At 43.9% G+C, this 26,303-nt stretch carries 24 protein-coding genes and 1 other RNA gene; 14 read left to right on the top strand and 11 right to left on the bottom strand.

Annotation, left to right across the window (positions count from 1 at the left end):
• Positions 1-2: 2 nt before the first annotated feature.
• Genes pheA through gyrA form a run of 3 tightly spaced genes read right to left on the bottom strand, consistent with a single transcriptional unit; the run spans position 3 to position 4,924 of the window.
• Positions 3-1,082 (bottom strand): prephenate dehydratase, encoded by a 1,080-nt coding sequence (gene pheA, locus ICN38_RS08630; protein WP_216256656.1) that lies wholly within the window; start codon positions 1,080-1,082, stop codon positions 3-5.
• Positions 1,082-2,179, bottom strand: coding sequence for a 3-phosphoserine/phosphohydroxythreonine transaminase (serC, locus tag ICN38_RS08635; protein WP_216256657.1), 1,098 nt, complete (start codon positions 2,177-2,179; stop codon positions 1,082-1,084). Before serC ends, pheA begins: the two co-directional genes overlap by 1 nt.
• A 30-nt stretch (positions 2,180-2,209) precedes the next feature.
• The gene (gene gyrA, locus ICN38_RS08640) at positions 2,210-4,924 is read right to left on the bottom strand and encodes a DNA gyrase subunit A (RefSeq protein WP_216256658.1); all 2,715 of its coding nucleotides are present in this window, start codon (positions 4,922-4,924) and stop codon (positions 2,210-2,212) included.
• A gap of 157 nt (positions 4,925-5,081) precedes the next feature.
• Between gyrA and ompA the strand changes: the two genes are divergently transcribed.
• The 7 genes from ompA (at position 5,082) to ICN38_RS08675 (ending at position 10,810) form a co-directional block, all read left to right on the top strand.
• Complete coding sequence (gene ompA, locus ICN38_RS08645; RefSeq protein ID WP_216256659.1) at positions 5,082-5,663, top strand: outer membrane protein OmpA; 582 nt, start codon at positions 5,082-5,084, stop codon at positions 5,661-5,663.
• A 95-nt stretch (positions 5,664-5,758) separates the two neighbouring features.
• Positions 5,759-6,448 (top strand): bifunctional 2-polyprenyl-6-hydroxyphenol methylase/3-demethylubiquinol 3-O-methyltransferase UbiG, encoded by a 690-nt coding sequence (gene ubiG, locus ICN38_RS08650; protein ID WP_216256660.1) that lies wholly within the window; start codon positions 5,759-5,761, stop codon positions 6,446-6,448.
• Positions 6,445-7,137, top strand: a complete 693-nt coding sequence (locus ICN38_RS08655; RefSeq protein WP_370624387.1) for an HAD family hydrolase — start codon at positions 6,445-6,447, stop codon at positions 7,135-7,137. The genes ubiG and ICN38_RS08655 overlap by 4 nt, the downstream gene beginning before the upstream one ends.
• Positions 7,138-7,208: 71 nt before the next feature.
• Positions 7,209-7,567, top strand: a transfer-messenger RNA (tmRNA) gene (gene ssrA, locus ICN38_RS08660).
• A gap of 175 nt (positions 7,568-7,742) precedes the next feature.
• Positions 7,743-9,005, top strand: coding sequence for an integrase arm-type DNA-binding domain-containing protein (locus ICN38_RS08665; RefSeq protein WP_216256661.1), 1,263 nt, complete (start codon positions 7,743-7,745; stop codon positions 9,003-9,005).
• 18 nt (positions 9,006-9,023) lie between these two features.
• Positions 9,024-9,404: an HIT family protein gene (locus tag ICN38_RS08670; RefSeq protein ID WP_216256662.1), complete on the top strand. Its 381-nt coding sequence runs from the start codon at positions 9,024-9,026 to the stop codon at positions 9,402-9,404.
• Positions 9,401-10,810, top strand: a complete 1,410-nt coding sequence (locus ICN38_RS08675) for an HNH endonuclease (RefSeq protein WP_216256663.1) — start codon at positions 9,401-9,403, stop codon at positions 10,808-10,810. Before ICN38_RS08670 ends, ICN38_RS08675 begins: the two co-directional genes overlap by 4 nt.
• 39 nt (positions 10,811-10,849) lie before the next feature.
• Here ICN38_RS08675 and ICN38_RS08680 read toward each other — a convergent pair whose 3' ends face one another.
• The 5 genes from ICN38_RS08680 to ICN38_RS08700 are packed head-to-tail and all read right to left on the bottom strand — an operon-like array spanning position 10,850 to position 18,820.
• Complete coding sequence (locus ICN38_RS08680; RefSeq protein WP_216256664.1) at positions 10,850-11,296, bottom strand: hypothetical protein; 447 nt, start codon at positions 11,294-11,296, stop codon at positions 10,850-10,852.
• Between the two features lie 15 nt (positions 11,297-11,311).
• On the bottom strand, positions 11,312-12,028 hold the full coding sequence (locus ICN38_RS08685; protein WP_216256665.1) for a M48 family metallopeptidase: 717 nt from the start codon (positions 12,026-12,028) through the stop codon (positions 11,312-11,314).
• Complete coding sequence (locus ICN38_RS08690; RefSeq protein ID WP_216256666.1) at positions 12,028-15,081, bottom strand: type I restriction endonuclease subunit R; 3,054 nt, start codon at positions 15,079-15,081, stop codon at positions 12,028-12,030. The genes ICN38_RS08685 and ICN38_RS08690 overlap by 1 nt, the downstream gene beginning before the upstream one ends.
• Entirely contained in the window at positions 15,078-16,367 is a 1,290-nt protein-coding gene (locus tag ICN38_RS08695) for a restriction endonuclease subunit S (protein ID WP_216256667.1), read from the bottom strand. The genes ICN38_RS08690 and ICN38_RS08695 overlap by 4 nt, the downstream gene beginning before the upstream one ends.
• Complete coding sequence (locus ICN38_RS08700; protein ID WP_216256668.1) at positions 16,364-18,820, bottom strand: class I SAM-dependent DNA methyltransferase; 2,457 nt, start codon at positions 18,818-18,820, stop codon at positions 16,364-16,366. Before ICN38_RS08700 ends, ICN38_RS08695 begins: the two co-directional genes overlap by 4 nt.
• Before the next feature lie 226 nt (positions 18,821-19,046).
• Here ICN38_RS08700 and ICN38_RS08705 point away from each other — a divergent pair, with 226 nt between their 5' ends.
• Complete coding sequence (locus tag ICN38_RS08705; RefSeq protein WP_216256669.1) at positions 19,047-19,361, top strand: hypothetical protein; 315 nt, start codon at positions 19,047-19,049, stop codon at positions 19,359-19,361.
• Positions 19,362-19,612: 251 nt separating this feature from the next.
• On the opposite strand, the gene ICN38_RS08710 is transcribed toward ICN38_RS08705, so the two are convergent.
• Positions 19,613-20,584, bottom strand: coding sequence for a YafY family protein (locus ICN38_RS08710; RefSeq protein ID WP_216256670.1), 972 nt, complete (start codon positions 20,582-20,584; stop codon positions 19,613-19,615).
• Between the two features lie 118 nt (positions 20,585-20,702).
• Between ICN38_RS08710 and ICN38_RS08715 the strand changes: the two genes are divergently transcribed.
• The 6 genes from ICN38_RS08715 (at position 20,703) to ICN38_RS08740 (ending at position 24,265) form a co-directional block, all read left to right on the top strand.
• Complete coding sequence (locus tag ICN38_RS08715) at positions 20,703-21,413, top strand: outer membrane protein (protein WP_216256671.1); 711 nt, start codon at positions 20,703-20,705, stop codon at positions 21,411-21,413.
• Between the two features lie 187 nt (positions 21,414-21,600).
• Positions 21,601-22,581 carry a CsgG/HfaB family protein gene (locus ICN38_RS08720; RefSeq protein WP_255562776.1) on the top strand — a complete coding sequence of 327 codons (981 nt, stop codon included), beginning with the start codon at positions 21,601-21,603 and terminating at the stop codon, positions 22,579-22,581.
• The gene (locus ICN38_RS08725) at positions 22,578-22,904 is read left to right on the top strand and encodes a hypothetical protein (protein WP_216256673.1); all 327 of its coding nucleotides are present in this window, start codon (positions 22,578-22,580) and stop codon (positions 22,902-22,904) included. Before ICN38_RS08720 ends, ICN38_RS08725 begins: the two co-directional genes overlap by 4 nt.
• Positions 22,905-22,913: 9 nt before the next feature.
• Positions 22,914-23,279, top strand: a complete 366-nt coding sequence (locus ICN38_RS08730) for a DUF4810 domain-containing protein (RefSeq protein WP_216256674.1) — start codon at positions 22,914-22,916, stop codon at positions 23,277-23,279.
• The gene (locus tag ICN38_RS08735) at positions 23,276-23,902 is read left to right on the top strand and encodes a GNA1162 family protein (protein WP_216256675.1); all 627 of its coding nucleotides are present in this window, start codon (positions 23,276-23,278) and stop codon (positions 23,900-23,902) included. Before ICN38_RS08730 ends, ICN38_RS08735 begins: the two co-directional genes overlap by 4 nt.
• Before the next feature lie 138 nt (positions 23,903-24,040).
• Entirely contained in the window at positions 24,041-24,265 is a 225-nt protein-coding gene (locus tag ICN38_RS08740; protein WP_216256676.1) for a hypothetical protein, read from the top strand.
• Positions 24,266-24,518: 253 nt separating this feature from the next.
• Here ICN38_RS08740 and ICN38_RS08745 read toward each other — a convergent pair whose 3' ends face one another.
• Together ICN38_RS08745 and ICN38_RS08750 are read right to left on the bottom strand one after the other, a co-directional pair.
• Positions 24,519-24,833 carry a hypothetical protein gene (locus tag ICN38_RS08745; protein WP_216256677.1) on the bottom strand — a complete coding sequence of 105 codons (315 nt, stop codon included), beginning with the start codon at positions 24,831-24,833 and terminating at the stop codon, positions 24,519-24,521.
• A gap of 169 nt (positions 24,834-25,002) precedes the next feature.
• Positions 25,003-26,187: a GIY-YIG nuclease family protein gene (locus ICN38_RS08750; protein ID WP_216256678.1), complete on the bottom strand. Its 1,185-nt coding sequence runs from the start codon at positions 26,185-26,187 to the stop codon at positions 25,003-25,005.
• Between the last annotated feature and the right edge of the window lie 116 nt (positions 26,188-26,303).

The raw sequence follows: 26,303 nt of genomic DNA on the forward strand, positions 1-26,303 counted from the left end.
TCTTAAGCAGAGTGAGGATAAGAACCAAGATTTTTATAGAAGGCCGCAGTCTCTTTTAATTCTTCTAGCGCCTTCACCACTTTTGCATCAGCTGCATGACCAGCTATGTCAATGTAAAAATGATATTCCCAAGTTCCCTTGCGCGCAGGACGAGACTCAAAACGATTCATCGATACCCCATGCTTGGCCAAAGGCGCAAGCAAGCGATGCACTGCACCTGGCTGATTATCAACAGAGAGCACTAAAGAAGTTTGATCTTTGCCAGTAGGCTGACATTCATATGTCCCAATCACCACAAAGCGAGTGCGATTATGCGCATCGTCTTGAACTTGAGCAGCGACAACTTGTAAACCATAAGCTAACTGTGCAGGATCTCCTGCAATGGCCGCCAGCGTAGGATCACTTGCTGCCAAACGCGCAGCTTCAGCATTACTACTGACTGCCTGACGCTTTAAATGAGGTGCGTGCTGACTTAACCATTGTTGGCATTGCGCTAAAGCTTGTGCATGAGCACAAACCGTGGTGACGCCATCTAAATTGCCACTCTTAGATAAGAGGTGATGATGAATAGGCAAGACCACTTCACCGCTAATATGCGTCGGTGAATCCAACAGCAAATCTAAGGTACGAGAAATGGCGCCTTCACTAGAATTTTCTACCGGTACTACGCCAAACTGTGCAGAACCCTTTTCTACTACCTTAAACACTTCATCAAGACTATTGCAAGGTAATCCAGTAATCGAGCTACCAAAATAAGTGTGCGCTGCTTGCTCAGAAAAAGTGCCGGCAGGTCCAAGATAGGCAATCGTCTGTCGCGCTTCCAAAGCCCTGCAAGCAGACATCACTTCTCGCCAAATTGCTGCAATACCATCTGGCAACAAGGGGCCTTGATTAATCTCTTGAAGTTTTGCAACTACCTGACGCTCACGCTCAGGACGAAAGACTGGGGTAGAAAAGCCACCCTTCACGTGACCTACTTCTTGAGCCGCTTTAGCACGCTGTGTCAGTAAATCTAATATCTGTGAATCTAAGGAGTCAATTTTTTCACGCAAGGGAGCCAAACGCTGTTCTTCAGTACTCATTAAGCCCGCCTTTCAAAGTCACACATAAATTCCACTAGGGCTTTTACGCCCTCCAAAGGCATAGCGTTGTAAATACTGGCGCGCATGCCACCAGCCGCTTTATGACCCCGCAAGGCAACTAGGCCAGCAGCATTAGTTTGTGCCAAAAACTCTGCGTTTAGGTTCTCATCTTTTAGGAAAAAAGTCACGTTCATCCGTGAACGGTACTTCTTGGTGACGTCATTTCCATACAGACTGCTTTGATCTATAAAGTTATAGAGCAAATTCGCTTTTTCTTGATTACGCTTTTCGATCTCTTGAACGCCACCCTGCTTTAACAACCATTTAAAGCCCAAGCCAGCCATGTAGATTGAAAATGTAGGTGGTGTATTGATCATAGATTGGGTCTTAGCTTGCACAGCCCAATCCCAAATCGTTGGGGTGATACCCATGCTATGTCCGATTAAATCCCTACGGACGATCACGATGGTAACTCCAGAGGGGCCAATATTCTTTTGAGCGCCAGCAAACCATACAGCACACTTATTGATATCCATTTTTTTGGAGAGAATGTTGCTAGAAATATCTGCAACCAATGGCGTATTCCCCACATCAGGAATGTCAGGGAATTCAACACCCCCAATGGTTTCATTCGCGCAGTAATGCACGTAAGCAGCATCCTGAGAAAGTTGCCAAGTAGATCTTGCAGGAATCGTATTAAATTTTTCTGCAGCTGAAGATGCTGCTAAATTTGCTGTCCCATATTTCTGAGCTTCTTTGAATGATTTCTCAGACCAAATACCAGTAACAATAAAATCCGCCTTAGGACTGTTCTTTGCCAAAGGCATTAAGTTCATCGGAATCGCAGCGTTTTGACCAAGACCGCCACCCTGCAACAGCAAGATTTCATAAGTATCGGGAATATTCATCAAGGAACGCAAATCTTGCAAAGTTTCTTCGTACACTGCCATGAATTCTTTGCTGCGATGGCTAATCTCCATCACACTCGTGCCAAGACCTTGCCAATTAAGCATTTCATCGGCCGCCTGCTTCAATACCGCCTCAGGCAAAGTAGCAGGTCCCGCAGCGAAATTAAAAATGCGGCGGTCAAAGGTCATGATAATTGCTAGTCTTGAGGTGAGGCCAAATTAGGCTTCACCTGCCGCATCAGTATTGGAATCGGTTGTTGGATCAGCAGATATATCGCCTTCTTCCGCATCATCAACATCACCCTCGTCATCGGAATCGCTTTCAGCAATTCGTTGTAAGCCAGACAAGCGAGTACCTGCATCCACATTAATCAAAGTAACACCTTGAGTGGCACGACCCATTTCACGAATTTCAGAAACGCGTGTACGAACCAAAACGCCGCCAGTAGTGATCAACATAATTTGATCCTCAGGAGATACTAAGGAAGCAGCAACTACTTTTCCATTGCGCTCTGATGTTTGAATCGCAATCATGCCCTTAGTGCCACGACCATGACGGGTGTATTCAGCTATTGGAGTGCGTTTACCGTAACCATTCTCCGTAGCAGTTAATACGCTACTTGGAGCAGCGATTCCATTAGCATCGACATCTGCAGCCTCAGAACCCTCAGCAGCTTCTGCGGGAGCAACCAGCATTGCAATCACTTGGTGACCAACACCAAGATTCATACCGCGGACACCGCGTGCTGTACGACCCATTGGACGAACATCATTTTCGTCAAAGCGCACTGCCTTACCTGCATCAGAGAACAACATCACATCATATTTTCCATCAGTAATTGCAGCGCCGACCAAGAAGTCGCCCTCATTTAGGTCAACCGCAATAATTCCGGCCTTGCGTGGATTAGAGAAGTCTGACAAACGCGTCTTCTTCACGGTACCCAAACTCGTTGCCATAAAGACATATTGATCGTCCTGATACCCCTTGATCGGGAGAATCACCGTAATCTTTTCGCCTTCAATCAAAGGGAACATATTGACAATCGGCTTGCCACGGGACGTGCGACTACCTTGTGGCACTTCCCAAACTTTCAACCAATACATCCGACCACGATCAGAGAAGCACAAAATGGCGTCATGGGTATTTGCTATGAATAAAGTATCAATCCAATCTTCATCCTTAGTAGCAGCAGCTTGCTTGCCACGACCACCGCGTTTTTGCGCACGGTACTCGCTCAAAGGTTGGCTCTTCATGTAACCAGTATGAGAAAGTGTAACTACCATATCTTGCGGTGTAATCAAATCTTCAGTGAAGAGTTCGGTTGCATTCATTTCAATAAATGAACGACGACCAGTGTCACCACCAGCAATACCAAACTCAGCTTGAACTTCTTTGAGCTCACTCTCAATCACAGAAGTGACGCGCTCTGGTTTTGCTAATAAATCTAACAAGTCAGAAATTTCTGCCATCACTTCTTTGTACTCATTCACAATCTTATCTTGCTCAAGGCCTGTCAAGCGTTGTAAACGCATCTGCAAAATTTCTTGCGCTTGACTATCTGATAAACGATATAAGCCAGTACTTTGCATGCCGTACTCAGGCAATAAGCCATCTGGGCGATATGCATTGCGACCGCCAGGCGTATCAGTCTCAGCACGCGCCAACATCTCACGCACCATCGATGAATCCCAAGCTTTACCCATTAATTCTTGTTTAGCAATCACTGGGTTTGCAGCAGCTTTGATAATGGCAATGAACTCATCAATATTTGCCAACGCAACAGCCAAACCTTCTAAGACATGTCCGCGCTCGCGCGCTTTCCGCAATTCAAAAATAGTGCGACGCGTTACTACTTCACGACGATGCTGCAAGAAGTACTCCAACATTTGCTTCAAGTTCAACAAGCGTGGTTGGTTATCCACCAAGGCCACCATGTTCATACCGAAGTTATCTTGTAGCTGAGTACTCTTATATAAATTATTGAGAACGACTTCAGGCACTTCACCGCGCTTCAATTCAATCACAACGCGCATACCGGATTTATCTGACTCATCACGCAAATCAGAAATACCTTCTACTTTTTTCTCATTCACTAACTCAGCAATACGCTCGAGCAAGTTCTTTTTATTTACTTGATACGGCAACTCATCCACGATGATGGCTTGGCGAGCACCTTTATCAAGATCTTCAAAGTGAGTCTTAGCGCGCATCACTACACGGCCACGACCCGTGCGATAACCTTCACGCACCCCTTGAACGCCGTAAATGATTCCGGCGGTTGGGAAATCTGGGGCTGGGATGATCTCAATAAGCTCATCAATCGTGCATTCTGGGTTGTGAAGCACGTGTAAACAGGCCGTAACGACCTCATCTAGGTTATGAGGGGGGATGTTAGTTGCCATACCCACCGCGATGCCTGAGCTACCGTTAATCAGCAAATTAGGCACTTTTGCAGGAAGAATCAGGGGTTCCTTCTCGCTACCGTCGTAATTTGGCCCAAAATCAACGGTTTCCTTGTCCAAATCCGCCAAAAGCTCATGAGCGATCTTGCGCAGACGGATCTCGGTATAACGCATTGCAGCAGCGTTATCGCCGTCTACAGAGCCAAAATTGCCCTGTCCGTCAATCAGCATATAGCGCAGAGAGAAATCCTGGGCCATTCGAACGATCGTGTCATACACCGCAGAATCACCGTGCGGATGGTATTTACCGATTACATCGCCAACTATACGGGCAGATTTTTTGTAAGCTCGGTTCCAATCGTTGTTTAATTCATACATAGCGAATAAGACTCGGCGGTGAACCGGCTTGAGGCCATCGCGTACGTCTGGCAGGGCTCTGCCGACGATGACGCTCATTGCGTAGTCCAAATAGGACCTCCGCATTTCGTCTTCAAGGGATATTGGTAGTGTTTCTTTAGCGGCTTGTTCCATCTTGAAATAATATCATTTTGATGACAGAACCCCCCTATGCTAATATTCTGTCAGTTTGTACGAAATTGAGATGTATCGCTTTGCGGTCTTTTGCATCAATGTAGGGCGAATACGTTTAAGTTTGACTTTAATTAAAAGAGATTTTTGAGGACCAATAATGAACAAAACCCTAAAACTGTTGCTCGCTTCTGTTATTACCGTTTCTGCAACTGCAGCAATGGCGTCTGACAATTGGCAAAATGGCGACGGCGCCCTGAACTGGAAAAATGGCGACGGCACATTGTGCTGGCGTGATAACAACTGGACACCTGCAACTGCTGCTAAGGGTTGTGATGGTGCTTTAGTACCTCCTGCTCCTGCTCCTGCTCCTGCTGGTGTTAGCCAAAGCAAAATCACTTTGCAAGCTGACACACTTTATGACTTCGACAAAGCTACATTGAAGCCAGAAGGTAAAGCTACTCTGGACACAATCGCGAGAGACTTGGGCAAAATCAAGTTAGAAGTCATCATCGCTGTTGGTAACACAGATAGTATCGGTACTGATGCATACAACATGGCCCTCGGTCAGCGTCGTGCACAATCCGTTAAAGCTTACTTAGTAAGCAAAGGTGTTGACGGTAGCCGTATTTACACAGAATCAAAAGGCAAGAGCAATCCAGTTGCAAGCAATGCAACTGCTGAAGGCCGCGCTAAGAACCGCCGTACTGACATCGAAGTTGTTGGTACAGCAGCTAAGTAATTCGCTTTATTTGTAAAAAAGCCCGCATCAGCGGGCTTTTTTATTTCCGCTATATTTGTAATCTTCCTAGTAGCCTCCAGATCGCCTAAACCAATATGAACGTCGACCCATCCGAAATTGCCAAATTTAGTGCCCTAGCCCATCGCTGGTGGGATCCCAATAGCGAATTTAAGCCCTTACATGCTATAAATCCCTTGAGATTGAACTGGATTAAATCTTTTGTGAATCTAGAAGGTAAGAAAGTGGTGGATATTGGTTGTGGTGGTGGCATTTTGGCTGAATCCATTGCTCAATCTGGCGCTGATACTACTGGTATCGATTTGTCAGAAAAAGCCCTCAAGGTTGCTGAACTGCATGCCCTTGAAGTTGGTGCGAACCTTACCTATCGTGCGATTTCAGCTGAAGATTTAGCCCAAGAGCAGGCCGAGCAATATGACGTTGTTACTTGCATGGAGATGCTAGAGCACGTTCCAGACCCAGCCTCTGTCGTACGCGCCTGCGCCGCATTATGCAAACCAGGAGGAACTTTATTTTTTAGCACGCTTAATCGCAATCCTAAGTCTTACCTATTTGCGATTATTGGAGCGGAATACGTTCTGCGACTTCTGCCAAAAGGGACACATGAATACGTCAAATTCATTAAGCCCTCTGAATTAGTTACTTTTACGCGAGATGCAAGATTAGATCTCTTGGGCATGAAGGGCCTAGGCTACAACCCCCTGACTCAGGTTTACAGCCTAAGTGAAAATGTTGACGTCAATTACATGATTGCAGTGCGAAAGTGACTCAAAGTATCAATCTGCCATCAAGTCCCTATCACGGCGTTTTCTTTGATCTCGATGGTACGCTTGCAGACACAGCACCTGATTTAGTAGCTGCTACCAATAAATTATTACTGGCCCGCAACCTTTCTGCCAAGCCCTATGAATTATTAAGGCCCTATGCGTCTGCTGGTGCACGTGGTCTTCTTGAGGGTGCATTCGGCATTAGTCCAGATCACCCCGACTTTATTTCATTACGAGATGAGTTCTATGTGAACTACGAACAAGCAATTCTGGTAGACAGCAAGTTATTCGATGGAATGAATGATCTGCTTAAACAAATGGAAAAGGCAAACCTTCCCTGGGGAATTGTTACCAACAAAAGTGAGCGCTTCACTAAACCACTGACAGATTTGATGGGATTGCGACATAGAGCCATCTCTACAGTTTCTGGAGATACCACACCCCATTCAAAACCCCATCCCGAGCCCATTCTGCACGCTGCCAGAATAGCTAATATCGACCCAACTAAATCCATTTATGTGGGTGACGACATACGTGATGTAATTGCAGGTAAAGCGGCTGGAATGCTTACCGTTGCAGCTGCTTACGGCTACTGTGGCTGTAAAGAACCACCTGAGGCATGGGGTGCAGATTATCTGATTCACCACCCACTTGAGTTAATGCCAATCATCTTTCCCACTAAGGGATAAGGACTTTTCCAAAAGATCTGCGCAATTTAAGGCCAGCGGCCTTAAAATAGAGGCTCTTATGCATGAACTCCGGGGTCGACATGGTTTCGACGTGGATTACAAAGCATCAAGGGCATACCGAGGACCCGTTATCTCGTAAATCAATGGGAATGTAATAACTGCTAACGACGAACGTTACGCACTAGCCGCTTAAATGCGGTTGCCCCTGAACTGATTCTCTCTTGGGTCAGGTAGCGCAAGCTACATCAGGGTCATTTACAAGAGATAAGACTATTTCGTGTCACGGGGAATAGTACGAAAACTTAGTGAATCGTCAGCGTGGAACATGTCAATCTGTGACTAGCCGACTAAATTAAATGATATGACTAAGTATGTAGAACTTGTTGTGGAGGATTTGCGGACGCGGGTTCGATTCCCGCCGACTCCACCAATATTAGTATTAGCAGTACCCAGTAATAGCAAAAAACCCCTTATAGAATAAAGACTTTAAGGGGTTTTTTGTTGTCTATTGCCAACGCTAGAAATCACTAGTTTTGATAAATATGGGGGTATTTCTGGGGGTACTTTAGAATAATCGAACTATCCAACGAAAAAGTTCCCCCATTATGCTTACTGAAATCGCTTGCAAATCCGCCACATGCCCGCCTGATAAGGCTCTCAAGCGCTTTGCTGATTCAGAAGGTCTCTACCTAGAGGTGAGAAAAAATGGGGGTAAGTATTGGTTTTGGAAATATCGCATCCATAACAATGGCAAGCTGGTGGAAAAAAGGCTTGCCCTGGGGGTCTATCCCAAAGTACCCAAAGAAGAGGCTAGAGAAAAGCGTAATGAGGCTAAAAAGCTACTGGGACAAGGTAAAGATCCATCCCATCTCAAAAAGGTCGAGAAACAAGGTCGTCAAAGGGCTATTGGGGAAACATTTCAAGATATAGCGCTCGATTGGTACAAAACAAAGAAATCGGCCTGGAGTGATAGTCATGCGGGTAGAACACTGCGTCAAATGGAGCGAGATCTATTCCCATGGATCGGCGATCGACCCATGAAAGAAATCACCGGCAATGAAATTCTCTTTGCCTTGAGAAAAGTAGAAGATCGTGGCGCAGTAGAAACCGCCGATCGAAACCTCATGATCTGTCGCCAAATTTGGGAGTACGTTGCGCTTGATGAAATTCCAGATGCCACTAGAGGAATCAAAGCAAAACTCAAACCTTATCGCGGCAAAACTCTTCCGGCCATCACCGACCCTAAACGCTTTGCACAGCTACTTGTAGCTATAGATGGCTACTCAGGTACTCCAGTTGTTAAAGCAGCCTTGAAGCTCGCTCCCATCCTCTTCCAGCGGCCACTTAATTTGCGAACGATGCAATGGAGTCATCTCAACTTAGAAGAAGGTATTTGGACCATTCCTTCGATGGAGATGAAGCGCGAAAAATATGAAAAAGAAAATGGTGAAGATCATTTAGTTCCGCTACCGAAACAAGCTATTGAGATTCTGAAAGAAGTAAAGCGCTACACGGGAAAAAGCATCTATGTATTTAGAGGTGAGCGAACCGCAAATAGCCCAATGAGTGATGGCACCATCAACAAAGCCCTTCGCAGTCTAGGGTATGGCGATGAGCAATGCGGTCATGGATTTAGAGCAAGCGGCAGAACAATGCTCGATGAGGTTCTCAATAAAGACTGGAGACACCTAGAGGCTCAACTTGCTCACGCAGTTAAAGACGTTAACGGCAAGAGCTATAACCGCACTCAATTTATAAAGCAGAGGGTTGAGTTAATGCAGGATTGGGCAGACTATCTAGATAGGATAAAGTCAGAAAAAACAGAAGAAGAATTAAAGCTGTCAGAATATAAAAGTAATGCTCACTAAAAAATTACATAGCAAATTATGACTAAACCTTGCCCCTTTTGCACTTTGCCACCCGAACGAATTATTGACTCTAACGAGTATGGCTTAACAATTCGTGATGGCTTTCCAGTTTCAACTGGTCATACTTTAATTATTCCCAAAAGACATATTGGCTCATGGTTTGAGATTGACGTTGAAGAGCAGCTTGGCTTATTGGATCTTCTTACTAGGGCAAAAATAACATTGCAGGATGAATTAAATCCTGATGGTTACAACCTAGGTATTAATGATGGTACTGCAGCTGGTCAAACCGTGCCCCACCTACACATGCATCTCATCCCCAGATACAAAGGCGACCAAGAAGATCCTAGGGGCGGCGTGAGATGGATTATTCCTGAAAAAGCGAAGTATTGGGAATGACTAATTCTGAAATCCTCAAACTCTTTAGCTCAATTAATTGTGCAAGACTAGGTGATAGTTATGCGCCGCACAAGCCAATTCTGATTTTGTTATTGCTTGAAAGAATTCTGAACGGCCATTCCAATAGCTTTTCATTTACAGAGCTTGATCATGATCTCAAAAAATGGCTTGAGAAGTATGGCTCTAACAATGCCTCAAATACCCGTAATGAGCCCTTCTGGCGCTTAAAGAATGATGGGGTATGGGATATCACTGCACCATCTGAGTTGAGCTCACTGAGTGGCACCCCCACCCCCAAGCAACTGATTGAAGCTAATGTCTCCGCACAACTTAAAGATGACCTTTATCAGGGAATCAGAAACAACCCAGAACTGATTGCGGAGATTGCCAAGGCCCTTGTCACTCAGTTTATATCTGAGCCCTTACAGCCAACCTTACTAGCTGATGCTGCACCAACAATAAAACTACTAGATCGGCAATATTGGTGGGTCAGTCAAAATCAAACCTACAAGCATGAAGTTCCAGGGAACTTCATGTGGTCACCCAAAACAAATTCAAGGGGTGGCAGAGTTCCTTCATATGACTTTATGGAAGAAATGAAGGTAGGAGATATCGTATTTTCATTTGCCGATACCTATATCAAAGCAATTGGGGTGGTAACCAGCCCCGCACAGTCCAGTGTTAAACCTGACTTTGGTAGTGCAGGTGCTAATTGGTCGGATGATGGCTGGCTAGTAGATGTTGCATTTCAAGAATTGGGTATGGCGCAATTTAGACCTAGAGAGCATATGGGACTGTTAAGCCCTACGCTGCCTGATTTACTCTCACCCATTCGTCCCGATGGATCTGGTAACCAAATTTATTTGGCAAAGATTTCAGGGGAGATGGCTGATGTACTAATAGCCCTGTCTAGAGGCGTGGGAGATTCGATTGTTGATGAGTTATCTCAAAATCTAGATTTTGTTCCCCCCAACGATGAAATCGCAGAAGTTGATGAAATCATCATGAGAACCGATATTGGTCCAACTCAAAAAACCCAAATTATTAATTCAAGACGTGGCCAGGGGGTTTTCAAAGCACAAGTCAGACAAATTGAGAGAGTTTGCAGGGTTACTAAAGTAGCAAATCCAAGGCACCTCATTGCAAGCCACATTAAGCCGTGGAAAAAGTCAAATGATGCTGAAAAAATTAGTGGGTATAACGGCCTACTGTTGGCGCCACATATAGATCACTTATTTGATAAGGGTTTTATTTCTTTTGAGGGAAATGGCAATTTAATTCTTTCGAGCCAATTAGACAATTCTGTTCTAGATAAATGGTGTATTGATAAGAACATCAATGTAGGTAGCTTTAGGAATGAGCAGCAACAGTTTTTGGAGTACCACAGGGATGTGGTTATGGTATGACGCAAAAGCTCATTATCTCCAAACCACTAAATATGCTTGTTAGGCTCTAGCCCTTAAATAACGGACAACAGTTTCCCAGTCAGGAAACTCAGGGGTGGCAAAGTGAATATGCTCACCCTTGAATCGATCTACCCCATTCTTAAGACGATCATCCACCAAGAAATCTCCATCATTCAGATTCTTATGGTGGCTTAGGATTAAGCGTTTATATGCTGGCTTACCCAGATAGTCTTTCACCCATAGCAGCTTATCGGACCATGCACTTGGGTTATCCCATGGTGCAGTTGAAAGAATATAGGTGTCGAACATGGTAGCCAACTCTTCGTACGCAGCAATTGCACCCGGGATTGGATCCATTAAATAGAAGATGCCAGGGACTTCATCCAATCGATCTTCGTACTGATCTTGTATATGCTCAGGGGTTCTTGCGATTCCTGATGGAAAATCCACCAATACATTATCCATATCTATGTAGAGTGTTTTCATCCTTTAACCTCCGAGTTAATATGCCCAGCTCTCATGCCTCACTGGCAAACTATTTAGTAACTGTCGATGAGACTGCCACTTAGGCATATAGTGATCCATTAACTGGATAAATCGATCGTTATGCGACGGCTCTAACAAATGAACCAGCTCGTGAACAACAACATATTCTAAGCACTCTCGGGGCTTTTTTGCCAAATCCGTATTCAATCGAATGGTTCTGGCATGGGGATTACAACTACCCCATTTAGTTTTCATGCGTCTCACAAAAAAACCATTCACCTGAACACCAATTTTCTTTTCCCACTTCTGTAAGATGCCCGGGAGAGCTTCAGCAAGTTGAACCCTATACCAAGAATCAAGCAATTCATGCTTCTTATCTTCATGCCAGGCCGGACGAACCCGAACAATTATGTGCTTATTATTTAGCGAGATTGACGCTGCAACATCGCTTTTAATCACTTTCATCAAATAGCGTTCGCCCCATACATAATGACTTTCGCGATTGATAATTTCACGTGGCGTCTCGCGATCTTGTGACTTCATTAGTGCCTGCTGTTGACGAATCCAGCCGACCTTGGCAACAGCAAATATGCGAATGGTATCCAGCTCCATGTGCATTGGGGCCGAAATAGTAACGCGCCCAATGGGTGGATGCACGCTAAGGTGCACATTCTTAATATTTTTACGGACAACTTCCACAGCCATCTCACCAATTTGAATCTGCGATTTCATCAGTATTCAGTCTGGGCAACAATGATAGAAAAAATACGCTCTACTTCAGCCTGGTCATTCCCAAGAATGGGCATAAGCGCTGCCTTTATTACCCTCTCCTTGGCCAAATTTCCCCGGAAGGAGTCGGGTCGAACATGCTTCACCATCGCATCAATTTGGAGTGCCAGCGCTTCATTGCCGCCTAGGTTATTAAATAAGGCTCTTTTACCGGCGGTGTTAAGTGCAATCGGAGTATCTTTCGCTGCACCAACCTGAACTTGCTTAGCAATATCAGCAATCCGCTTTAAAAATTCCTCATAACTTATCTGTTGCTGGCGTAAATGATCCAAGACTTCTATCAATAAGACTGACATCTTGTCGTAGAACGCCGGGTCATTGAGGTGTTTTTTTATAATTTTGCTTCGAATATTATTAGCAATGGTTTCCGAAACTGACTGTGAATTTTTCTTAATGCCTTTTGGTAGATTATTAATGGCTTCAGCGATTCCACTTTTAACGATCAGATCTAGAAGGCCCGTTTCGCCAAAATCAGATATTTCTCTCGGCTCTGAAGCCTCAATATATGTGTCAATTAAATGGCGCATATCTGCCTCATACGCCTTTAGGTCAATAGTTTCGCCGCTAGCCTGGCGAATAATCTCGCGCAACTTCAAATAGACATCGATTTCACGTTTAATCTTCTCGATTTCAGTTTGGGTATAGCCTGCCTTAGACATTTCATCCGCAATATTCGCATATGCACGAACCAATGCTACCGTCGCCTGATAGAGTGCAACGCGTTGTGGTTCTGTAGCCTTGAGATCATCGACTTTTTCAGTATTCCCGCAAAAGTAGTGAATATGCTCCAACTCCCCTTGGGGTGGCTGCACTGGCTCGCACAATAATGCAATTCCTTCTAAGGCTCCATCCAGTCGTTGACGACCTTTCTTTAACCGATCTTGCAAAATGATATCGGGACTGCCTCCCCCCGCATCATCATGATCAACTTCTGAGGTGTATACAGAAATTGCACCCTGTACTTTATTAAACAAATCTTTGTAATCGACAATATAGCCAAAGGGCTTATCGTCTCCATCGAGACGATTAGTTCGACAAATAGCTTGGAATAAGCCATGGTCTTGCATGGATTTATCGATATACAGATAGGTGCAATGTGGAGCGTCAAACCCGGTAAGCAATTTATCCACCACAATCAATAAGCACATATTCGCAGGCTGATCTTTGAATAAATTCTTAGCCCAGTCCTCGTAGGTCTCGGTTTTACTCTTGTTGGAGGCTGGCTCAACTTCTTTAAGTAGCGCAGTGTAAGTGTTATACAAAAACTGCTTATCCGTCTCGCTATTTGCCCCGGTCTCTTCTAGAGTCACATCCTGAGCTTGAGGGTTGTAAGAGGTGATAACTGCGCATTTTCCTTTAAATACTGTCTTTTGAAATAGTTCGTAGTACTTACAGGCATCGTAAATACTTGCCGCTACAAGAATTGCGTTACCTCTCTCGCTTGATAATCGCGGCTTAACACCAAAATCAAATACGATGTCGCTTACTATTCGCTCCATTCGTGAACGCGAGCTAACTACGTTTTGCATTGTTCCCCACTGATTACGCAACGCAGCTTTCTGCCAATTATTTAGCCCCTTAGTCTTCGCCTCAAACCATGCATCAACTTTGTCTTGAGAGCCAAGACTTTGCTCAACATCACGGGCTTCATAAATAAGATCAAGTACGACCCCGTCCTCTACCCCCTCATCAAACTTATAGGTGTGGATATAACCGCCAAAAACCTCAAGAGTTGTCGCCTTGTCTTCCTTAAGCAATGGTGTACCAGTAAAACCAATAAAGACTGCTCCGGGTAGCATCGCTTTCATAAGCTGATTTAGCTTTCCGCTTTGCGTGCGGTGGCATTCATCCACGAAAACAAATAGCTCACCCACAGCAAGGGGTGGCTGCTTCTTTAACTCTTCAATGAAAGCATCGAAATTTTCAACACCCTGCTTACCAAACTTATGTACAAGAGAACAAAGCAATCGAGGCTTAGCCTGCCCCAGCTGCTTCATTAGATCCTGACCGCTATTGGTGCGGTGAATATCTTCACCGCTGCCTTTGAATACGCCCTCAATCTGCTTGTCTAGCTCATCCCGATCTGTCAATATCAGAATACGAGCATTAGGCTTATTCTCAAGTATCCATTTCGCCAGCAATACCATCACAATGCTCTTACCGCTACCTTGCGTATGCCAAATAATGCCGCTCTTATAGGAGTTGACATTGATTTGCGCAGCCTTGATACCAAAATATTGGTGAACACGAGGCAGCTTTTTAATGCCACCATCAAAAAGAACAAAGTCGTGAATCAGCTCGAGCAAGCGCTGTTTAGAACACATCTTAAGCAGATATTTATCCAACTTAAAGAGCTTGTTATCAGCCTCATCCTCTTTCCAGCCTAAAAAGAACTTCTCTTCTGTGCCGATTGTTCCGTAACGAAGTCCTTCGGAATCATTTCCAGCGAAGACGATTTGCACTGTTGAGAAAAACCACTCATTGAAGTCTTTTCTCTGATTGGAGAGTAATTGTCGAATACCATCGCCAATGGATGTGCGACTATTTTTTAGCTCAATAACTCCAACTGCTATGCCATTAACATACAAGACTAAATCTGGGCGACGCTCTAAATTGCCCCGTAAGGTAACTTCCTCAGCTATCGAGAAATCATTATTTTCTGGATGGCTCCAGTCAATGAATTTAACTGTATCTGAAACAGAGCTAGCGTCGACCTTAACGTCAACACCGTAGCGCAATAAGCTGTAGACCGCTTTATTGTTGTCATACAGACTGCGGTTTGGATTATTTGCTTCGGCTCTTAAAAAATATATTGCGCGACTAATTTGATCAGCAGTGTAACCGCGAGATATGAGATGGGGGACAAGCAAATCTTCCTCAATATTGCTATTTGTTTGATCACTTTTATCACCAAGATATCTGTAACCCAGTTCTCTTTTAAATAGCGAAACAACTCTGTTTTGCGTAGCCCTCTCTGGCAATCCAATGGTACTCATATCAAGCGTGTCTTTCCTGTGAGTAATTCTTGCATCATGCCCTGTTTGAGGTTGAACGTTTTACTCCTCAGAGCCTCAAGCGATGCAACTTCAATATCCATATCAGTAAGAATCTCAGCAATAGCATCTTGTTCGGGTAACTCAGGCATCGAAAACGCCAGAGATTCAATGCTACTAGGCTTTAAATTATTGATACTAGATCCAGCTAGAAGATTATTAATGTAATTACGATATAAGCCTGTCTGAAATAGATAAAAGATAAATTTTGGATTTGCCTCGGTATATATGGAGCGAAAGCAGGCCATAAAGGAGCCAAACGTATATTCATAACCATCATTTATGTTGAATAGCCCAGCCTTTCCAACGAGAGCCTTACTTCCATTCGCCATGCAGATCAGTACGTCATCTTTCTTAAGTATTTGTTGTGCACTTACCTTTTTAGCATTAACAAACTGAATATCATGGATATTTACAACTGCATTTTTTATATTGTTGGATCGCAACAATCTTTTAGTTGAAGAAGTATCGTGCGTTGAAAGATCACTATCGCCCTGATAAGTTACCCCCCTCAAACATTTGCCAACATCCCCCAGCTTCCTTACCTTGCAGTCCCCAGTAAATCCTGGAAGTCGAACCTTGCCCGAAAGAAGTTGTTGCATTGCAGCCTGCTTGAGATTGGTCTTCTTGCCAATGAGCGAATGAAGGGAGTCCAACAGGGTATCAACATCCCGAAGTGTCAGAGCAATTGCCCGCTGTTCCTGTATAGGAGGGCATAGCAACTGAAGGGCTCTTAATTCAGTTAATCCAATTCGCTTTCTTGTGGATCCAGTTCCAGCATTAGCAGCACTCTTACGAAAACTCTCAGCATTAATCTGAGTAAAAACAAAATATGTATCAAACTTATTTTGGTCGACGGCTAGACGAATGCCATCTGAACACATTAAGTAACGATCATGAATGGGGGGAATAATACAAGCTCTTGCAACAGGATCACCCATCTTAGATAGGATAATTTCTCCTGGATAAATATTGCAGCTTATTAATTCATCTGCTTTTTCTGGAGATGTAAATATTTCATAATCATTTTTGAAATTTCCATCGCCAATATTTTGAAGTTGAATTATTCTTACGCCACGGGCAACATAATCTGAGGATTTAAGATTGGATCCAAAAGGACCTCCGGTAAAGCTCCAGCGAATCCTGGGATCGGCGACATCAGATAAATTCGCAACATCCCAGGTCTTGGGTGCAGGTCCAATTGTGGTCTGCTTAAATTCAGAAGTCATACCCATGCGACCCCCATCTTTTTTAAATGCTCATTCACGCGTGCTGATAGCATTTTTACATCACTAGTAATTTTGGGCATTGGTGATGAGTAGCGTTCAGCTAATTCACATATACGCCCTGTCAGGGCTTGTGAAACTCTATCTAATTGAACCTGCACTGCAACTGCCAAAGTAGACATCCATTTATCTTCAACTACTAGTCCTTTTATATCTTCCTCCGATAACTCTCCATATTTAGCGGCTGCCTTAGTGATCAATACTTCTTGCGCAGTTTTCATCTCAGCAGTTAAGGCAGCCTCTTTTTCAACTAACTCAATATAGCCTTGTAATGCCTTACGCTCCTCGTCGGCATCATCATCCTTCTTTATCTCTTTTAATCTTGCCGTCGCAGATGTTTTAGTTAACTTATCTTTATCGTTTTTGGCCTCCTCCAAAAGACCGCCCTCTCCACTATGTTCTTCGGCCATTTCCTCCAATTTCAACTCAAATATTGACAATTGAGATTGCAGATAATCAATGTCGGAATGCTCTTTAGCAAAGTATTTAGCAATTATTAAAGCGAGTGGAATTAGTTCGGCAATATATTTCTTTTTGCCAATTGAATAGTCGGGACTTAATTTATTCTTCTTACCTTTTTCTTCAATGAGCAGTTTTGGCTGCGCAGCTTCTTTCCAGCCATCAGTGGCGATAAGATAGCAGTCATCTTGCATTATTTCGACCCAGTAATCCATTAGATGTTGATATATGTCGTAGCAATCGAGAAGCGCTGCTTTGTCAAAACTTGCAAGCAGGGTTTCAGAAATAGATTCAATTAAGGCCTTTGGGTGTCCGCCCCTATCAAAATCTTTTAAAACTGGGATATTCTTTGCTTTCCACTTATCAAACAGTTTCACCGTCTCTTCATTAAAGATCGTAAACTCTTGATGATCAAAGATCGTGGACTTAATATCAGCTGTTGGGATACGTAATTGACTATAGCCAGCACGGGCATCTTCAAATAATGCAGACCGTATTGTAGGAATAACTTTCCAATATTCTTCTAAAGCATCTAAATCACGATTTGGTATTCCACCCCTTAAATGACCCTCAATATCCTGTAGATCCTCTGGTTCGGTACTATCAATATAGCGTGGCAAATTTAGGTTGTAGTCATTCTTTGCATCACTGATCTCAGCCACAGGAACCATACGAGAAAAACCTGGGATGTCCATTTGGGTAGTAAAGGTATCAACAATCCTATGCAGATCTTGTTCGCGCAGACGATTTTTTGGGCCATCCTTACGAAATCCCTTAGATGCGTCGATCATAAAGATGCCCTTGCGGGCATTTGCCCCCTCTTTATCAAGCAAGATGATGCAGGCGGGAATACCAGTTCCATAAAATAAGTTTGCTGGCAGCCCGATAACACCCTTAATCAGTCCGCGCTGTATAAGATTTTTCCTGATCACCGCCTCAGCATTGCCCCGAAATAAAACACCATGGGGCAAGATGCATGCGCCCTTACCGCTGGGCTTAATAGAGCGAAGGATGTGCAGCAAATATGCATAATCACCTTGCTTGCTTGGCGGAATTCCATACCCCTCAAACCGACCATAAGGATCCTTATCAGGCGTTAACCCAGTGCTCCAGCGTTTATCGCTAAAGGGTGGATTAGCAACAACATAATCAAATGTTTTCAGGGCTGTGCCATCGGTAAATAATGGATTGGCTAATGTATTACCCTGTTTAATATCTGCAGTCGCATAGTCATGCAGGATCATATTCATACGCGCAAGTCCGGCCGTTGCGTTATCTTTTTCCTGCCCGTAAAGCGTGACCTTTACATCTTTACCACGCTGTGCTTCATCACCAATCTTTAATAGCAGGGAGCCCGAGCCACATGTCGGGTCATAGACCGTAGTTTCATTGGTCGTCTTTGCATTACGAATACCCAATATCTGAGCCATGATTCGGCTAACCTCGGCTGGGGTGTAAAACTGCCCCTTACTCTTACCACTTTCAGTTGCAAAGTGGCGCATGAGGTACTCATAGGCATCACCAAGAAGATCATCGCCGTCAGCGCGATTTTGAGAAAAATCTAAAGCTGGATTTTCAAAGATAGCAATTAAGTTGGTAAGTCGATCAACCTTTTCTTTACCGTCTCCCAATTTCGCCGGGTCATTGAAATCAGGCATATCGGACAACTTATTAGCCAGAGCTAGTGGGCCTAGAATTTTCTTGTTGATTTGATCGCCGATATCACTCTTGCCCTTAAGGGCCACCATATCGGCAAAACTTGCGCCAGGAGGAATGACAATAGGGGCGTATGGCTTTCCGGAGAATTTATCGCTGACGTACTTTAAAAAGAGCAGCACAAGTACATAGTCTTTGTATTGGCTAGCATCCATACCACCGCGCAACTCGTCACAGGACTGCCAAAGGGATGAGTAGAGCTCCGATTTCTTTATTGCCATAATTTTCTTTGTAAATTTCTATTTTGATTCAAAGGCTTACATGAGTATTCTAATTTATGTGGTCATCAGCATAATTTCGCTCGCGGGTGACCCTACTAGCATATTAAGGCATTAAAAATTACTCCCAATATTTGAAATTAGCGGGTTTTTTCCAAAGCCTAAGCAGGCTCATCCTATGAGCCTCACCGCCTCTAATCTCTGAAAATGGTCACCCAAAGACACTTATATGAAATATCTACATTTATTACTGCTAGCCACTCACTTGGGGCTATTTCCCCTCCCATCCCAAGCGCAGGTCATGACTCTTGAGAACTCGCCGTACAACATGGAAAACAGCCAGTTCAATATGGAGAATTCACCGCACAACATGCGCAATAGTCCCTACAACATGGATAACAGTCAATACAACGTTAATTCTAAAAATGGGGTTTATGACAACACAGGGAATCGCATTGGTTATGAGGTAAAAGCCCCCAGCGGGGTGACCAACTACTTTGATAACAGTGGCAACCGTATTGGCTACACACCATCAAAGAGATAGACCATGTTGTCTAGTGCAATTATCCTTAGCCTTATCCTACCCTTACAGATCTATGGTGTTGGCGCGCATTTTGAGCCCTTTATTGTTAAGGCCACGATAGACGCTGCAGTTATTGCTGGCGCACCCTCATCTAAGGCTGCCAGGAAATATGCCTTACTAAGTCAAAGGCCTGAATTCCTGACCTCAGAAACATATCAAGCCACCGAGACCGTCAGCTGGAGACGGCTCTACTTTAGAAAGTATTTTTCCAGCTAGTCATAAATCTTCATAGTTGCCATTAATCTGGTTTTGATCGCATCTCTTAGGGGTTTGGGGCCCAGAACCTCGACATCCGCGCCCTGCCTCAAGATATCTAATAGCAATTCACGCTCATCGCTATAGGGAATGCTTAAGACGAATGAACCGTCATCATGTATCTCGCCCTTTTGGTCTGGGTGCCATACTTCCTTGGCTACCCATCTTGCCCTAAAGGGGCTAAATTTTAGTTTGGCAATTTGATGCTTAGTTCCTGCAAAAATCCCATATCCAGATTCAAGCTCCGCTTTCAAATCAGCCTCCTCAATTGAGACTGCCGGCTTATCCAAGAGGGTTGCAGCCTCCAAGGCATCCATTCCAAAGGTTCTTAAATCATCCTTGCTGTGACAAAAGGCATCCAAATACCAATTATCTCGGTAATAAACCAATCGCTGCGGTGAAACTTCCCGCTCGGTTATCTGATTGTCTTGCCTGCCGTAATGTGTGATTTGTAATCTCTTCCTTGCTAGCAAACCATGAGCAACAACTTCAAAGAATTTAGTTGGCGTGTTACGCCTTGCAAGTGTTGTTACTCGAATTCTTCTAGATACCTCTCTCGCAGAATAATCCCCCTTCTCCAACAGCTTTTCCAGTCTCTCGCGAATCGGATTTACTTGTGACCCAATCAAGCCTTCCGGATCAATGCTCCGGAGCAATTCAATCACCGAAAGTAAAGAGTGGATCTCAAACTCGTTAAGCCATAAGCCTGGAAGCGCGCTTAGATTTTCACCGGGGATATTTTGTAGAACATAACCGCCCAACTCCGAATCCCAAGCAATTGGAGCGCCAAGACGGTCACGCAAATATTCCAAATCACGCCTAAAAGTAGCTCTCGAAATTTCAAGCTCTTTTAAGAATTGCTCAGTGGTCACCAATTTTCGATCGCTAAGCATTTTTTGAATCTTATAAAAGCGCTCGGTTCTGTCCATTGCCATTCCCATAAATGCAACATTTGTAATTAATAATATTTTCTATAAGCATAGTCTCATGGGGTGACTCTGGCTCAGATCAACAATGAATTCTTTATCAACTACACAAGGATTCATTATGAAAAAGCTGCGTTTATATACAGTATTGGCTGCCGGTATCGCTGCAGCCTCAATTGGGAGTGCCCAAGCTCAATCAGCCACATTTGATGGATTCTTTGGTCAAGTTGGCATAGGCTATGAATCAGTCGCACCATCGCTGAGTTATGGAAACATCAACATTACGAACAATGGTTCACCAGTTGCAAGCCTACCTATTTCATCAAGCGTAAGTAATTCAAATAGCTTTGCTGGAACCGTAGCAGTTGGATATAACTTTGCAATCACAAAAGATTTCTTACTCGGCCTTGGTGCTGAGTACTCCCCAATTGCAGGGTCAAAGGCAAACTTTAGCGGCAGTAATTCAACTATTGGCACCGTCAGCGGTCAATACAACAAAGAAAATTCATACAACATCTTCTTGTCGCCAGCAACGCCAATTGGCAAAGATGGCTTACTTTATGGAAAAGTAGGCTTCACAGGAGCCTCTATCAAATCTCAATATAACGGCGGCAGCTCTGCAACGAATAATTTAACTGGTTACTCGCTTGGCATTGGTTATAAACAATTTATAACTGCTGGTTTATATGGGTTTGGTGAAGTCAACTATGCAAGTTATAGCAATCTGTCTTTCAATGATTCCGCAACAAGCGGAACATATCGGGCAACGCAGACCACAACGATCAGCGCAAATGCTATGAATCTTATGGTGGGATTGGGCTATAAGTTTTAATTGGCTACATTGGGGGGTTGCCCCCCCTTTTTTATATATTCATTTGAAAGCTTGACCGTTCCTGTAGTTCGATCTAAATGCCGATTATTCGATTCAAATGGAGTATGAGCTTCAGTAGACCAGCCGCAGTGTAAATACCATGTGTTAATGTGTTAATTATTGAACTTATAACCATACCTAAATGAGCATGAGCAAACTATTCCCCGCTTTTCTGGCAATTTCCTCAATTCTAATAAGCGGTTGCGCCATTCAGACCCCACCACTAGAGCAAAAAGAGGCTCCGCAGTCAATTCAGGCTCAAAAGGCTGCACAGCAGGCGATTAAGGACCAAGCGCCTTCTACCCCGACCCTAAAGAGAAAAATTGCTCTTGGGCGAATTACGAATGAGACTGTTTATGGGCGCTCACTATTAAGAGATGAATACAACGACCCATTGGGTAAGCAGGTAACCGACATGATGAGTAAGGTCCTTACCGAAAGTGGCGCTTACTTGGTCTTTGAGAGGCCTGATATTGCCAGGGTAAAAAATGATGTGGCTATGAGTGGTGGCAAGTTAAATATTATTGGGGTTGATACGCTGATTGTCGGCTCCCTTACTGAGTTTGGTCGAAAAACTGTAGGTGAGTCTGGTTTTGTATCGCAAAGTAAGCGTCAGGTTGCTTTTGCTAAAGTTGATATCAGATTAGTTGATACTAAAAACGGTCAAGTCTATTTTGCGGCCTCAGGTGCTGGCGAAGCATCAACCGAGACTGCCTCTACCTTTGGATTTGGCTCGAAAGCAGATTACGACGGCACCTTAAATGATGCCGCAATGCGTCAAGCGATTACCGATGCGGTTGCCAAGATCAGTGCTGTTGTAGATAAGCAGCCATGGACAACCTATATTTTAAAAGCTGAGGGTAGTCGCATCTTTATTGGCGGCGGAAAAAGTCAGGGCATAAAAGAGGGCATGATTTTTAATGTTCAGAGTGCCGGTGAAAGAATTAAATCTCCTCAAACTGGAGCTGAGATCACCCTGCCTGGTCAGAATATTGCAACTATCAGAGTGATCTCTTTATTTGGCGAGGGTGAGCTAAATGAGGGATCTGTTGCGTCCATCGTTAGCGGCTCTTTGGGTGGCAGAAAAATTAGTGATTTAGTAGTTCGTTACGATGGAGCAATGAAATGAAATCCACATTTAAATATATTGCTGGATTAATTCTAGCCCTTACCTTTATTACTGGTTGCACGCAGTGGCCAACAGAAAAGCAAAGCATCTCCGACCTGCGCCCAGGCATTTCTTTTAAAGCTCAAAATATTGCATTACTTGATGGCAGGGTAGTGCTTGATGGTTTAGATATGGGTCAAGCAAAAGACTATCAAGAAGGCATTGCCATGATGCGGGTCTTGCCTGGCCCCCACATGCTCAATGTGACCTTTAATGGGCAGAAACTTCTTGATGAGAAGATTTTTACCAGCGATGGCGTTAATCAAACATTCTTACTTCAATAAAAGATCTATATGCGCCTAACGATAGCAATTGCTGGCTTTACCCTTCTTCTGCTTACGGGGTGCGTGCAAAACAAATATAACTGGAATGGATATGACAAAGGTCTTTACGAGGCATATAAAGACCCCAACCAAATCGTAGCACTGCAAATTAAGTTACAAGAGACTGTGGATGCTCTTGAAAAAGAAAAACAGGTTGTTCCTCCAGGGCTATATGCAGAGCTTGGCACTTTGTATCTTCAAGAGGGTGATGCAGAGAAGGCGAAGAAATATTACGCAAAAGAGCGAGATGCTTGGCCTGAAAGCAAAACCTTAATGGATACCTTGATCAAGAATCTCGATAGCAGGAAAAAAGTTTTAGAAAAGAGTAAATCATGAAATATTTAATCATCTGCCTATCAGCGCTCACGCTAATTGGATGTGCGAATACTCAAAAAAAGGACATGTCAGCATTTAATACTGCTGCGCCTAGATCAATCCTAGTTGTTCCTGTTGTTAATAAGACTTTGGATGTAGATGCGCCCGTATATGTATTGACGACCCTACCGATTCCTCTTGCGAATAAGGGCTACTACGTCTTTCCCGTCAACACAACCAAATACATCTTAGAGCAAGAAGGTTTGTATGAAGGTGACAGAATATTAACGATGCCCGTACCAACGCTTGCAAAGATGTTTGGTGCAGATGCCATCTTGTATGTGACGATCAATAGATGGGATGCTCAGTACGCATTTATAGCGACAACAGTAACCGTAGAGTTTGATTACAAATTGGTTGCTGCTGATGGAACTGTTATATGGGAAGAAAATAAGAAAATGGCCTACTCCCCTCAAAATAATGGCGGCGGCGGTTTAGGTGGCTTGATTGCAGCAGCCATCTCTGCAGCAATCACAAGGGCTGCGCCAAATTACATGCCGTTAGCGCAGTCAGCGCATCAGCAGGTTTTCTTGACGGGCCCAAATCAATTGCCAGATGGGCCATATTTAACTCCGGCTAAGTAAATCGCATTACTAAAAATTCCCTTCGGAGATAGTTGAGTCCATTGAACGTTCTTGTTCAAGGCCACAACCCTCTCACCTATATCGCCTCTTAGAAGCTGGCTCATCCTATGAGCCAGCCGCTTCATATCATTTAGCAATATGACTGAAAATAAAATTTCTAAGACTCCGGGCGCTGATGCCTGGCTCAAGAAGCTAGAGGAATCAACCCTCACTCTGCAAGAGAAGATTGATGCAACAAAGGTACTTCTCAAACTATGGAAGATTCAGGAGAGAAATAAGGCGCTCTTCGATAGTCTTGGGCTGGATCACAGGGGCATCCCATTAGACAAGATTGAATCAGTGAAGCTAAGGAAATTAAAATGACTCGCGTAGGTTCATATGAGTTGTACCAATGCCCGTAATGCGCTCAAGTGCACACGAAGCCGAATTACTCCTCTATTAGCATTTCCATCCCTCGTGATGCGTGGTTTGCGCCTACGGATTTAATGAAATGCAAAAGGTGCGAGGAAGCATCGGCATTTTCTGAATACATCTTCGTGGGCTCATCATGGAGGCCTCCAGGAGGGATTTATGAGAAAGGGCACAAAGATCCGAGATTTCTCTACCCTCCTTTGGCCTAACCGATAACCTTCCCCTGATATTCCACTTGATATTTCCCAGCCATAAACTTGGCTAGCCCATGGGCTAACCTTAAGCCCTCTTTGTCAAACTCCTCATAGGGAAAAGCATTTTCATCTTCCCATGGCGCGTTATCTTCGTTGAACCACTCCATCCATGCGATAAATTCATTCGCTAAGTTTGTGGGCAGGTTAACTGCCCCGTATTCAACCATAGCGACCGGCCCAGGCTCTTGTACTGGCCCACTTGGATGCCAAATACCTGAGCTCTCCCACTCGGGCCAAACTAATAAGCGATGTCTTTCGTATTTCATTAGCCAACCATTTTCTAAACCCCTTGGCTCATCAGGTGAGCCAAGGGGTCTATAGAATTACAAATGGTAGGGGCAAAAGATCTAGCGATCGTTCTGAGAATTCTTCAGAAAAATAACTGGCTTTAAAACCGGGCGCGCCCCTACCACCCCTTCCCACTCAATATTGCTCTTAGACGTTTACTGCCTCTTCAGGCGACATGCTCAATACATTTAAACGGTATGTAAGGGTAGTAGGATTTAAACTGTAGAAAAACGCACATTCTCGAATAGAGGAAAATCTTCTGCCATGTACGATCACCGTCTGGTTATTACTTTTCCACTCACTGCGATCAAGTGTTCGTGATGAAAAGGCTCTATCGATATCCCACCCAGCCTTTAACCTTTGCTTAACCTTGGTATAAGTTACGCCAAAGTATTCACATGCCTTAGCTTTGGATTCAAAGTGGATCCCATTCACGATGATTGATTTAGTGCGCGGCATAAGCGGTGTGCTAATAGCTTCAACTAGGGTCATTCCCCGTTTTTTCATTCTTGTTTTCACCACCTCATAAAGAATGCCAAAAGCATTACACGCTTTAATGATGGATGGATAGGTAATGCCGTTTATCTCTACCTCGCGAATGGTAGAGGAGTTATTGACCTGCTCACGCCGAGTTGCCCAACGGCAATTGTCTGGAGCGTAATTCCCATCGTTGTCGATACGATCTAAGGTCATCCCCTCTTTATAAGAAGGCCACATATCGATTAAGAAATTGCTGAAGTCTTCCCTCCAGTCAGAGCAAACCATAATCCCTCTTCCGCCATAGTGATGAAATTGCCTAAAACGAGAGTCATAGCAACGACGAATTACGCCCCTCCAAATATCGCGCATGCTCTTAAATCCAGACGTGCTCGAAATGAAGTACGGCACCCTGCTATCCGTTCGCTTATATGCCTTTACATGTGGGTTTAAGCTTTCAAGGCCACTTTCTCTGCTTTCGTTTATGTATTTGATTTCGAGGGCATCCAACTCATCAAAGGAATAAGCTTCCGCTAAGATTCGAACTCTGACTACGTCATCGCCAAATCCAAAATCCCGAATGGCCTCACTCAGAGGGGTAGACCTCTCGCCCCGGGATACGGATTCATGCCTTTTCAGCCTTTCCTCCTTGGATTCAGAAGTTTGGCCAATGTAAATCTTATTTGCTTTAAAAAAATGGATTTCATAGATGTGGCCATAAATTTGAGGGCCAAATGGTAGGTGGGCTACTAATTTCTCAATATCGAGAAAATCGATCCGGTTTTGGAATTTCGACGGTTTGGCTAAATCCCGCTCGGGATTGACTCCTTTTTTGACCATTTTTCGTGCACTCATGATTACTCCTGTATATTTTCAGTTAAGGGGGCCGGATCCTAGCACAAAAATAACAAAATGTCCAATTTAATCAATGACATACAGTTAGCAACAAAAGTTAAAAATCTCTAAATACA

The sequence above is a fragment of the Polynucleobacter sp. AP-Melu-500A-A1 genome (genome assembly GCF_018882125.1).
GTDB lineage: Bacteria > Pseudomonadota > Gammaproteobacteria > Burkholderiales > Burkholderiaceae > Polynucleobacter.